This window comes from Nostoc sp., from assembly GCF_036917615.1.
Classification (GTDB): Bacteria; Cyanobacteriota; Cyanobacteriia; order Cyanobacteriales; family Nostocaceae; genus Nostoc.
Genome location: NZ_JBALCZ010000087.1, coordinates 1 through 12,085, shown reverse-complemented (window position 1 = coordinate 12,085; position 12,085 = coordinate 1). Strand labels below are relative to the sequence as shown.

The 12,085-nt window shown below is 42.0% G+C and carries 8 protein-coding genes; 5 read left to right on the top strand and 3 right to left on the bottom strand.

Going from position 1 to position 12,085, the window contains the following annotated elements:
• The first annotated feature begins 410 nt into the window (after positions 1-410).
• The gene (locus V7K85_RS31660) at positions 411-1,262 is read left to right on the top strand and encodes a TauD/TfdA dioxygenase family protein (protein ID WP_334819944.1); all 852 of its coding nucleotides are present in this window, start codon (positions 411-413) and stop codon (positions 1,260-1,262) included.
• Positions 1,263-1,633: 371 nt separating this feature from the next.
• Here the strand turns inward: V7K85_RS31660 and V7K85_RS31655 are convergent, their stop codons facing one another.
• The gene (locus V7K85_RS31655) at positions 1,634-3,625 is read right to left on the bottom strand and encodes an alpha-amylase family glycosyl hydrolase (RefSeq protein ID WP_334819942.1); all 1,992 of its coding nucleotides are present in this window, start codon (positions 3,623-3,625) and stop codon (positions 1,634-1,636) included.
• Between the two features lie 605 nt (positions 3,626-4,230).
• Between V7K85_RS31655 and V7K85_RS31650 the strand changes: the two genes are divergently transcribed.
• The 3 genes from V7K85_RS31650 to V7K85_RS31640 all read left to right on the top strand — a co-directional run bounded on the left by V7K85_RS31650 (position 4,231) and on the right by V7K85_RS31640 (position 8,424).
• Positions 4,231-4,893 (top strand): class I SAM-dependent methyltransferase, encoded by a 663-nt coding sequence (locus V7K85_RS31650; protein ID WP_334819940.1) that lies wholly within the window; start codon positions 4,231-4,233, stop codon positions 4,891-4,893.
• A 350-nt stretch (positions 4,894-5,243) separates the two neighbouring features.
• The gene (locus V7K85_RS31645; RefSeq protein WP_334819938.1) at positions 5,244-6,623 is read left to right on the top strand and encodes an AAA-like domain-containing protein; all 1,380 of its coding nucleotides are present in this window, start codon (positions 5,244-5,246) and stop codon (positions 6,621-6,623) included.
• Between the two features lie 238 nt (positions 6,624-6,861).
• A complete protein-coding gene (locus tag V7K85_RS31640; RefSeq protein ID WP_334819936.1) occupies positions 6,862-8,424 on the top strand; it encodes an AAA-like domain-containing protein in 1,563 nt (520 codons plus the stop codon).
• 70 nt (positions 8,425-8,494) lie between these two features.
• Here the strand turns inward: V7K85_RS31640 and V7K85_RS31635 are convergent, their stop codons facing one another.
• Together V7K85_RS31635 and V7K85_RS31630 are read right to left on the bottom strand one after the other, a co-directional pair.
• Positions 8,495-8,914 (bottom strand): helix-turn-helix domain-containing protein, encoded by a 420-nt coding sequence (locus V7K85_RS31635; RefSeq protein ID WP_334819934.1) that lies wholly within the window; start codon positions 8,912-8,914, stop codon positions 8,495-8,497.
• Positions 8,898-9,197, bottom strand: coding sequence for a type II toxin-antitoxin system HigB family toxin (locus tag V7K85_RS31630; RefSeq protein ID WP_334819932.1), 300 nt, complete (start codon positions 9,195-9,197; stop codon positions 8,898-8,900). Before V7K85_RS31630 ends, V7K85_RS31635 begins: the two co-directional genes overlap by 17 nt.
• Positions 9,198-9,457: 260 nt before the next feature.
• On the opposite strand from V7K85_RS31630, the gene recQ reads away from it, so the two are divergent.
• Positions 9,458-11,617, top strand: coding sequence for a DNA helicase RecQ (gene recQ / locus V7K85_RS31625; RefSeq protein ID WP_334819930.1), 2,160 nt, complete (start codon positions 9,458-9,460; stop codon positions 11,615-11,617).
• Positions 11,618-12,085 lie beyond the last annotated feature (468 nt).

Sequence of the window (12,085 nt, the reverse complement as noted above, 5' to 3'; positions counted from 1 at the left end):
ACTCAAGCAAAGGCTTGGTATGCAATATGTCTACATATATAGAATGTCTGTGCGCTGGTTTATTGCATAATAATTACAATCTACATCACTTTCAGAGTCATTTGTACCCATAATGATGGATGTAGCCACTGAGTTTCAGAATAAGCATCCGAATTTTGTGGTATTTCTCTCTGGCGATAAAAATAGGTCGGGAGCATCCCAATTTGGGAACAATAATGCTTTTACAGCCGTTTAACCCTCGTAAGTTGGCTACAGTATTGTTTAGCAGGAACAATTGCTACAAAGCTTAGACTTTTCCCCCTTTTGGTAAAATTATAGTTGATTAGTTAGTGCAATTGCTACTGACCCCAGTAGCCTTTTCTCGGCTCTAATATTATGTAGTAAAAATGGATTCTAGAGTGAATAAATTGTTGACCAGACAGCAGCATTCAAGACTAGGTAAGGAAGTGCTACAAGATTGTAATCTTGCAGACTTGACACAGCAACAAATCCAGGAATTGAAGCAATCTCTTTGGGAACACGGGGTTATTGTTGTCAGAAAGCAAAAACTGACGGCATCACAGTTGAAGCACTTTGCCATAGATACGTTCGGTGATTCAACCCTCGGTTATCGCCCCAAGCCTCTAGATCCCAAAATCAATCCAGACTTACAAAGTCCTGGAGTCGCCATTTTAGGTAATCCCAAGGGTCTTTCTCAAGAGGTCGTAGGCAAAATTGCTTGGCAATGGCATCACGACAAAGACCACCTCCCGAAAACTGAGGGGCTGGATATGAATAGCCTCTATGTGGTGATACTTTATGGCGTGGAAATCCCTAGCGAAGGAATAGATGGACAGCCTCACACCACCAATTTTCTCGATATGGTAGAAGCTTACCAGAATCTTGATCACCAACATCAGCAGGAATTACAGCTATTGTCGATGTATCACTTGTCGCCTATGTCCCCACAACCAGGGGGGGAGATTCCCAGAAAATTACATCCCATTGTCTCTACTCACAAAGTAACTGGGCATTATTGTCTATATTTGGGATCAAACAGTTCAATTCTCAAGGGGCTAGAAGACAAGCCCGAAGAAGCTAAACAGTATTGGCAAGATTTATTTGCCACAATTATCGACTGTACCCCAGTTTATGCCCATATTTGGCAACCTGGAGATATTGTGTTTTGGGATAACTCCCAAGTCATGCATACAGGTGTACCCTACAATGCAAAAAAGTATAAGCGGATTGCCTTACGGGTTGGAGTCGTCAATAACACATAGTCCCAGAATTTCTCAACAGAAATTTGGTGAAAAATTAGAGGAAGTTTTAGACTACACATAGACTTGAAGTTCTTGATAGAAGACTGCCAAGAAATAATAGGTCAGCCCCTTCAGGGAAGTCAAAAGTCAAAAGTCTGGTTCAAAAAGAGGCAAGGGAGCAGGGAGCAGGGAGCAGGGAGCAGGGGGGATAAGAATTGGGATTCCCCCACCTGTTGCGCCAGCTTCCCGTAGGGTACGAGAACCACACTTTGGAGAATTAGGGGACTCAGACCCATGCTCCGCTTTGCTCTTGATGGAGTGATTTCCCCCTGCCTCTTCGTTGAAGTCCCAAACCTGACATAAACATGATCTTTCACTGAGCGGCATCGAGATTAAACTAGAGCGTACACTTTTGCTTCCCAAGGGAAGATACCTTCTCTGCCTACCCATTCAGATGGAACTATCCGCTCTTGAGTAATTTCCTTCCACTGCTTGCCAACTGGGGTTGCAGGCCAATTCGGAACTCTGTACTCAGAACCAATAGGAGTACCGTAGTCAGAGAAATTCGCCACAACAACTACTAATTGATCGGCTTTATTACCACGCTGCCAAACTAGAACTCGTTTACCATCATTAAAGTCAACATGCAGAAATTGAGTATCATTTACAGCTAAAGCATCGGAAGTCTTACGCAAGCGAACCAACCTGGCAACGTATTGGAAAATGCGTTGCCGCCAATCGTCTTTCACACGGCTGTAGTTAACAGGGTCAATCTGCTTATGATCATCTGTTGGAGGCAAATCCTGCTGATCGGCAAATTCGTCTCCGGCAAGGATCATGGGAATTCCTACAGCAGTAAGCAAGCAGACAAATGCCAACTTAATCCGCGGTTCAGTATGATCAATTCCATTACTAACTAGGTAGCTGAAGAAACGCTCGTTACCATAACCGCCAACATCATGGGAAGTTATATAGTTTACCGCCTGAGAACCATCTGTAAAGCCTAAGTTTCGGCAATCAATTAGTTTGCGGATACTCCACTCAAAGCTGGATTCATCCCAGGCATTCTTACCTAAAATCACCTGTCGGATGATTTGCTTGAACTTTTCATTCCAAAGTCCATCCAGACGATTTTGGTGGATGAGAGATAAGGGTACACTCAACTCTTCGCCAACTACGAAGAACCTATCGCCGATTCCACCTCTTTTGTCCCAAAGGGTGCGGGCAAAATCTTTGAATTCCTGCAAAAAGTCATAGTTGGCAATATTGTTGACGCTATCCAACCGCAGACCATCAACCCGATAGTATTCCAACCAGTGGGCAATATGGGCTTTTAAGTATTCACGGGCTGGGACAAGCCAGGACTTTTGCCCAGTAATCGGGTTATAGCCCTCTACCCAATAGTCGTACTTAAATAAATCCCCACCAAAGCCATCTCTTGACCCTTGTTCTGGATCACCACTGGCCCATTTGATGTAAAATTCCAAAAAATTAACGTTATGGTAAGGATTATTCCGCGAGAATGCCATCACCACATCCACAAAAAAGCGCAACCCTTGCTGATGACAAACTTTGATCAGATTAGCTAAATCAGTCGAAGCAGTAGGTGCTGACTCGCTATCTGGACTTCCTAAGTCAAAATCCGCTGCAAAATAATTTGCTGTACCATAGCCCCAATTGAGATTATCATCACTGTCTTCTGGTGGCAGAAGTTCTAGGGCGTTGATTCCCAGTTCCCCAAGATGAGCGCGGTTATTCAAGGCGCTGAGTATGGGAAAAGTAGGAGCGATCGCTTCTGGGATCAACAGTGCTAGTACGTCACGAAATGTGCCGTTTCCTTCTTCAATCAATCCATTTGAGTTAATCTTTGTCCAGCGAGTTGGTAATTCGTAAATCACCAGTTGATTATTGGTTGGCAGCGTCTCTAAAGCAGCATCGCCTTCCCAATTTACAGTTTGCCCTTGGGGATCACAGGGAATCAGCGTCTCATTTTGATAAAGCACGACGCTTGCTGGATCGAAGCTAGCAATACCTCCCGATTCTGATGGCGTTGGTGCACGTAAGCGTCGATCCACAGTTGTCGCTGTTGGATCTGTGCAGTAGAGAATTTGGTTAGCATTGGCAGAGTCGTAGGGGTCTGAGTTGCGGACTTTAAACCAGTAAAAGTAGACCTGTCCTTCAGTCAAACCAGATTCTTGAGCCGAAACTTCCCACAATTCTGGAAATTCTGTTGATTGACGAAGCGGAATTTCTCTGAATTGAGCTAATCTGTCTGGGTTTTCGGGAGCAGTGTTGCCAATGTAGAGAGCGGGAGCTAGTTCTGAAGCATCGGGACGCCACAAGACAAAATGAGTTTTTTTGCGGCTCAATAAATCGATAGGCATTACAAAAACCTCTGGGTGAGCAAAGTTCAGTTATGAAGTTCTTACACAACAGCCGAGTCTTATTCCAGACGATAGGTTGAATTTCTTTAAAGTGTCAATATTAGGCAGTGGATTGAGTATTTTGCTGGTAAATTTAGGAAGTTAACTTTATATATATCAAAGTCTCGATATTTACTGCTATTGGCTTTTATCCCTGAGTTAAAAGACATTCAATCCTCAAAAGTTTTTGGATTTTGAAGATTGCATTTTGGGGTTTTTTGGATATTTATGAGCAAAGGTAAAGAAAAAGACTATACATTCAGTACTAAGTACAGCTTTGTGTAAAAGCGTAGCATTATTAATGCAAACCGATACATTAACAATGCAAGCCGACGCATTAACAATGTAAGCCGACGCATTGGCATTGCCCGATATTGCCAAATTTAATTCGCTACGAATTAATGACAAGACTTACGCAAAATCATGAAAAAACGAACCGCAAAGGACGCAAAGGACACAAAGGAATAAAGTTTCAGAGAGTTATTGCATAAGTCCTAAATGAAATGTTGTACTAATTGTAGTGTTGAGTTGGCGATCGCTAACTCTCAAAAAAAGGAACGCACGTTATGACAACTCAAACACTAGGACTCGAACAAAACCTCTATGACTATTTACTGTCAGTCTCTCTGCGAGAACCAGGGATTTTGACCCAACTGAGACAGGAAACAGCTCAGTATCCAATCGGGAGGATGCAGATTGCTCCCGAACAGGGGCAGTTTCTGGCGTTACTGGTGCAGTTGTTGGCAGCTAAGAAAACTTTGGAAATTGGGGTATTTACTGGCTATAGTGCCCTGGTGGTGGCATTGGCGTTACCGAGCGACGGTAAGGTGGTAGCCTGTGATGTGAGTGAGGAATTTACAACGATCGCTCGGCGCTATTGGCAGCAAGCAGGAGTGGCGGATAAAATTCAACTGCACATTGCCCCAGCTTTAGAGACTTTGGATCGGCTACTCGCAACAAATGAAGCGGAAACCTTTGATTTTGCCTTCATCGATGCAGATAAGAGCAACTATGATGGCTATTATGAGCGATCGCTGCAATTAGTGCGATCGGGGGGACTGATTGCGATCGATAATGTCCTCTGGTCAGGCAGGGTTGCCGACCCCCAAGTGCAAGATAATAGAACTAAAAAGATTCGTGCCTTTAATCAAAAGCTGCATCAAGACCAGCGAGTTAGTCTTAGTTTAGTCGCGATCGCAGATGGCTTGACTCTGGCACTGAAGAAGTAAGGGACTTCCAAATAAAAAAATGTCCTATCGCTTTTAGGGCAGGGGGCAGGGAGGAGGGGGAGAGAAAATCGTTTTGACTCGGTGAAATTGGATAATTTATTTCTTGGAAGTCCCTAATGTCTTTAAATCCCCATTTCTCCATTTGTAGCGGCTGACTTTTCTCACTAAAATCCACTTTTACTACTCTGAAGTGTCACAATAATAATTTTCTTTATTTGAAGATTAATCATGGCGGAAAAGATTGTACCCGTACAGATTTTTTTTCTTTTTTTAGGTATTTATTCGGTAGTATATTATTACTAAGGCAAAGTGGATAAATACATCTACTAATTGTTTAACCTTTAATATCCGTGGAAGATATTCTGCAAGCAGTAGAAAGAATTTTGCAAGACAAGCCTCTTGCTTCCATTCAGTGGTTTGTGCTCTCTCAATCGTGGTTGGGCAAAACTTACGGTGAAATGGCAGAGGCATCAGGCTACGGCGACAATTACATCAAGGAAGTTGGCTCTCAGTTGTGGCAAGACCTTTCCGTTGCACTTGGAAAAAGAGTAACGAAAAAAAATCTGCATTTAGCTTTGAAGAAACACCTGCAAGACAAGATAGGTGATCAGGAGAATCAGAGCCAACAAAAGTTCGGCAAAGAATCTAGCATAGAAATATTTCCAGACTTTTTTTCAGCAAGCAAGATAGAATTTCCTAGCGGGCCTATACCACTGGGTTCTCCTGTTTACATCAATCGCCCTCCCCTGGAAGAACTTGTTTGTAATGAGATTTTACACCCTGGTTGCTTAATCCGGATCAAAGCACCTAGAAAGATGGGAAAAAGTTCACTGCTCAACCGGATGATTGCTTATGCTAGAGAGCAAGGTTATCAAATTGTCTATTTGGACTTTCAAGAAGCTGACGAAGACGTTTTTGCTTCCCTTGATAAATTTTTGCGTTGGTTTTGTGTCAATGTCAGCAGGCAGTTAAATCTCCTTCCCTGTATAGATGATTTTTGGGATACGGAAATGGGCAGCAAGGTAAGCTGCAAAATCTATTTTGAAGCCTATCTGCTGCAATACATTGATCATAGTCCTGTAGTTTTGGCTTTGAATGAAGTCCATCGAGTTTTTGAACATCCCAATATTGCCCAAGACTTTCTGCCAATGCTGCGATGTTGGCATGAACAAGCAAAGCAGGATCAAATCTGGCAAAAACTGCGGATGGTGGTAGTTCACACAACAGAAATTTATATTCCGCTCAACCTCAACCAATCGCCTTTCAATGTAGGGATAACAATTACGCTGCCACCGTTTACTCTTAATCAGGTACAGTATTTAGCATTACGTTATGGACTACATTGTGCGGCAGACTCCGAAGGGGCAAAACGCCTTGTACCCCTACAAACAATGTTAGGAGGACATCCCTATTTGGTGAGCCTTGCGCTTTATCATCTATGTCAGAAGCAAATAACATTAGAGGTGTTACTAGAAACCGCATCTACACCAGTGGGAATTTACAGTCAGCATTTACGAGAACTGTTAACCCTACTCCAAAAAGAACCAGAATTAATGTCAGCCATGCAACAGGTAATTGCAACATATGAAAAAGTGGAGTTAGACGCGATCGCTGCTTACAAACTAGAAAGCATGGGTTTGGTTAAACTAAACGGCAATCAAGCTCACGCTATGTGTGAGTTATATCGCCTTTATTTTAGCCAACAGCTTGGAAAGCACTTAGGGTACTAATAGTTATAGTACTTTGTTGAGCAAGTTTTGAAGGTTTGTAATAAGCATGAAGAGTGCTTAGAAAATCATGACTAAAGTCCTTACTATGAACTTGCTTAGCCATCAATTTAAACTTGACAGACTACTAGTGAATTGTTAGAAGAAAAATCCTAAAAATACTCGGTGTTTTCGGAATTTTATCAGCTATCCCAATCCAAATTTCTTGATTTAGATATAGAAATAATTTAAAATCAATCAAATGAAGAATTATCGATACCAAGTTGGCGGTACACTCACCACTGACGCTCCTAGTTATGTTAAGCGCAAAGCGGATGTGGAACTTTACGAAGCCTTGAAGCAGGGTGAATTTTGCTACATCCTGAGTTCTAGGCAAATGGGCAAATCCTCACTCATGGTAAAAACAAAGCACCACTTGCAACAAGAGGGCTTTAAATGTGCCACCGTTGATATGACTAATATTGGTTGTGAAAATATAACTCCAGAGCAGTGGTATAAGGGAGTTGTAGGCGACCTATGGTTGGGTTTTAAACTGTTAGGAAAAGTCAATTTAAAAACCTGGTGGCAAGAACAAAATGATATTTCTCTGGTTCAGAAACTTAGTCGGTTTATTTCCGAAATTCTGTTAGCTGAATTTCCTAACGAAAAACTATTTATTTTTATTGATGAAATTGATAGTATTCTCAACCTCGATTTCTCTGTTGATGATTTTTTTAGCTTGATTCGGTTCTGTTATAACCAACGAGCAATTGATCCAGAGTATCATCGGATTACATTTGCAATTTTAGGTGTGGCGACACCTTCAGAATTAATTCTATATCGAAATCATACTACACCGTTTAATTTTGGTAAAGCCATACAAGTAAATGGTTTCACATTTGAAGAAGCTCAACCACTATCTTTGGGACTGGATATTAAAGACAATCATCCTCAGAAAGTTTTGCAAGAAGTATTAGCTTGGACAGAAGGGCAACCATTTATTACTCAAAAGCTGTGTCGGCTACTTGTCAGCTTATCTCAAGATGATATGGGTCGAAAGCTCAAAATTCCCCCTGGCACAGAAGAATTTTGGATAGAAAATGTGGTGCGATCGCACATCATTGAGAAATGGGAATCACAAGATGAACCGGAGCATCTCAGGACAATTCGCGATCGCATCCTCAGAAACGAGCAAATTGCCGCCAGATTGCTAGGAATTTATCAACAAATTCTCCAGGGAGTGGAAGTACCAGTTGACGATAGTCGAGAACAGGTAGAACTGTTGCTGTCTGGTTTGGTGATCAAAAAGCAAGGTTTTCTCCAAATCAAAAACCGAATTTATCAAGAAGTTTTCAATTTAGAATGGGTTGGAAAAAAATTAGCTTACTTGCGCCCCTACTACGAAACCTTCAATGCATGGGTAGCCTCAAACCAAAAGGATGAATCTCGCTTATTACGTGGACAAGCCTTGATTGATGCCCAAACTTGGGCAAATGGTAAAAGCTTGAATAACTTAGATTATCGATTTTTAGCTGCTAGTGAAGAATTAGATCGGCGAGAAGTGCAGCAAGCATTAGAGGCCGAACGTGCCAAAGAAGTTGAAGCACGACTTGCAGAACAACAAAAAAGACTGGCTCAACAACAGAAATCTACCAGAATAGTAATACTTTTGCTCTTGGGCATGACAATTAAGTTAGTGATTTCTATAGTGTGGGGAATATCGCTTTTACGAAAGATTGATGCTTTAGAATCACAGGGAAAATGTACCCAGATAGAGCATAAAGGCAAAGTAAGAACTGCAAATTCTCGGTTAGGTGGATGCTGAGGCGATTTTCTAGCCACAGCCCGTCGTAGACATCGCTAATCTTATAGTGACTGTTTAATCTTCAATTTTATCACTGTCCAAAGTCGAGAGCCGTTAGGGAAAGCCCAGAATAATGGTCATTAAAAAATTTAGCTAGGGACTCTGCTTGAGATTGACTAACTTTCCGTTGACCATTAACTACTTCCCTAATAATCTCAACAGAGTCAAAAACCTCGACTAAAGAACTTGGCTCCACATTAAACTCATGCATGAGGGATTCCAAAGTAGCCACAGGTTTTGATTCACCCATCAAATAATGACATTCTTCGTAATTCTCAATCAGAAGAACCAACAACTCAAAAAGCGCAGTTTCAGCTTCTGTCAACTCGCCAGACATCATCCCCTCTACTGCTGTTAAGGCTCTGTTATACTCCTGTTCTGTTTTAATTGGCTTAGGCTGATACTGAATTAGTAAGTCAGTGTAAGTTTGTTGACTAGAAGTAGGGGTCATCTTTCCACCTTTCCTTATCGTATTCAGGATGGGTAAAAACGTATTTAATAAAAATTGTCTGGCTGGAATATCTAATGTCTACTATCAAACGATAGTTATTACCTTTGATGTTAAACACTGTAAAGTTACCAACCGTTTCAGCCTTCGGATATCTTTTCTGAACATCTACTAAATTAGACCAGTTCGCAATAGATGCAAACTTGTACCAGTCATTAAGAGCATCTTCAGAATCAGCGTGTTGAACCCAGAATTCCCGCAATTTCACTTTGCTGATTACGTGCATCCCTAAAGTGAGAAATTTGTGCTAATCATAGCATTGATTGAGCCGAATGCTAGGGGAATAGAACGATCGCCGATTTTATAGCAACTGTCTTGATCAAGCGTAGGCGTAGCCCGTCGTAGACATCGCTCATATTATGATGGTTGATTTAGTGCGATCGCCAACAGAAACACAGGTCTGACCAAAGCTGCCGATGATGTGAGTTAAAATCCTGATATCTTCAATAACTACTCACGCAGACAGCCCCGGAAAAAGCGATCGCTATGCTTCAGTACCCCAATCTCGAACAAGCGCTGAAATATCACTTCGGTTACGACAGATTCCGCCCCGGACAACGGCAAATTATCGAAGATGCGCTGCAAAATCGAGATTTATTGGTTGTGATGCCTACGGGTGGGGGAAAATCTTTATGTTTTCAGTTACCTGCATTGATTAAAAAAGGTTTAACGGTGGTGGTGTCGCCATTAATCGCTTTGATGCAAGACCAAGTGGAAGGATTGCGAAATAATAACATTGCTGCCACATTTCTGAATAGTAGTCTGAATCCCTATAAAGTGCGATCGCGGGAAGAAGCCATCCTCAGCGGTAAAGTTAGATTGCTTTACGTCGCCCCAGAACGTCTGTTGAGTGAAAGATTTCTCCCGTTTCTCGATTTAGTCAAGGAAAAAATTGGGATTGCGGCTTTTGCCATTGACGAAGCCCACTGCGTCTCTGAGTGGGGACACGACTTCCGCCCAGAATATCGGCAGATGAAATCTCTGCGGAAACGCTATCCTGATGTCCCTACCCTCGCCCTCACCGCCACCGCAACCGATCGCGTCCGTGCTGATATTATCCAACAACTAGGGCTAAAGCAACCCAGTATCCACATTGCTAGCTTTAATCGCCAAAATCTTTACTACGAAGTTCGTTCTAAAACCAAGTCTGCTTACGCTGAATTGTTAGAACTCGTTCGGGAAAATGAAGGTTCAGCAATTATTTATTGCTTGACGCGCAAAAAAGTTGATGAACTCACCTTTAAATTGCAAAATGATCAGATTTCCGCCTTGTCTTATCATGCCGGATTAACTGATGAAGAACGCAGCAGCAATCAAACTCGATTTATTCGAGATGATGTGCGCGTTATGGTGGCAACAATTGCCTTTGGTATGGGAATTAATAAGCCAGATGTGCGGTTAGTAATTCACTTTGATTTACCACGAAATTTGGAAAGTTATTATCAAGAATCAGGTAGGGCGGGAAGGGATAGTGAACCTTCACGTTGTACACTTTTTTTCAGTTTCAGTGATATTAAAACCATTGAATGGAGTATTAACCAAAAAACTGACCCCCAAGAACAGTTGATTGCTAAACAACAACTGCGTCAAGTAATTGACTATGCGGAAGGTACTGTTTGCCGGCGGACAATTCAGCTAGGTTATTTTGGAGAACGTTTTAGTGGGAATTGCGGTAACTGCGATAATTGCCGTTATCCCAAACCAATGCAAGACTGGACAATTGAAGCCATGAAGTTTTTATCTTGTGTGGCGCGTTGTAAAGAAAGATTTGGGATGTTGCACATTATTGATGTGTTGCGGGGGGCAAAAAACCAGAAAATCACCCAAAATGAACACGATAAACTTTCTACCTATGGTATTGGCAAAGATAAGAGTGTAGATGAATGGCGGATGCTGGGGCGATCGCTTTTACATCAAGGGTTGCTAGAACAGACTAGCGATGGTTACTCAGTTTTGAAACTTAACGCCCTCAGTTGGGAAGTGATGCGGCGACAGCACACAGTTTCCCTTGCTGTTCCCATAGCACAGAAGATTACTTGGGAAGAAGGGAGTGAAAAAGCTGCTGAAGCAGAGATATTAATGCAGAGATTGCGATCGCTCCGTAAACAACTTGCTGATGAACAGTCTGTTCCACCTTACGTTGTCTTTCAGGATTCTACCCTGAAATTGATGGCACAGGTACAACCTACAACAATAACCGAATTTGGTAAACTTTCTGGCGTAGGCAGTCACAAACTTTCTCAATATGGCGATAAATTCCTCGCAGAAATTCGCGCCTACCGTCAAGAAAAAGGTTTGGTAGATCCACCACAGGTTAATTTTATACCCTCTCTTAGCTTACCTTCAGACACAGAAATATTCACATTCCAATTGCATAAACAAGGTTTAAGTGTTACGGAAATTGCCCAAAAACGTAATATTCGTCCCACTACAATCATTCGTCATTTGACAGATTTAATGGAAAAAAATCAGCCTGTAGATTTAAATCAGTTAGTATCTCTCGAACATCAACAAAAAATTTGGCAAGTTTTAGAAGTGCTTGGTGATATTTCTTTAACGCCAATTCGAGAACAACTAGGTGAAAGTTACAGTTTTGATGAAATTCGCTTAGTACGGGGTAAGTGGCGGCGTGAAAATCGCAAGTGATAATTAAATTTTAAAGGAGATTTTCAAAGTATTGGGCGAATAGAATTCGCGGCTACACAAAGCTTAGTCCACCTCCGTGGACTAACATAAAATCAAGGGTTTCAAACCCACGGAAGTCAATAGGGTTCGGATAAGATCCCCCCGCCTGTGGCGACCCCCTCAAAAAGGGGGTAATAAGAAAAAAAAGCCCCCCTTTTTAAGGGGGGTTGGGGGGATCTTCGAGGAATAAACACGTTAACCGAACTGTATTGCCACGGAGGTGGGTTTTGTCTGTATAGCTGCGATTTATAATCGCCAGGGCTAGTATGAATTGAGACTTGACGTGCGATTCGTTGCTTAGTAAATCGCGGTATTCAGCCCGTAAATAACTAATCCAGCCCGACAGCAGATTACTGTTACTAAAGGCTGAACTCTCGGTCAGATGCAAGTGCAAGCCTTGCCATTCAGACTCAGAATTGACTCCTTATC

What these genes read in the sequence shown, in the direction of transcription:
- V7K85_RS31655 (WP_334819942.1), bottom strand. Translation starts at nt 3,625, where the DNA reads ATGCCTATCGATTTATTGAGCCGCAAAAAAACTCATTTTGTCTTGTGG.
- V7K85_RS31650 (WP_334819940.1), top strand. Translation starts at nt 4,231, where the DNA reads ATGACAACTCAAACACTAGGACTCGAACAAAACCTCTATGACTATTTA.
- V7K85_RS31640 (WP_334819936.1), top strand. Translation starts at nt 6,862, where the DNA reads ATGAAGAATTATCGATACCAAGTTGGCGGTACACTCACCACTGACGCT.
- V7K85_RS31635 (WP_334819934.1), bottom strand. Translation starts at nt 8,914, where the DNA reads ATGACCCCTACTTCTAGTCAACAAACTTACACTGACTTACTAATTCAG.
- V7K85_RS31630 (WP_334819932.1), bottom strand. Translation starts at nt 9,197, where the DNA reads ATGCACGTAATCAGCAAAGTGAAATTGCGGGAATTCTGGGTTCAACAC.
- recQ (WP_334819930.1), top strand. Translation starts at nt 9,458, where the DNA reads ATGCTTCAGTACCCCAATCTCGAACAAGCGCTGAAATATCACTTCGGT.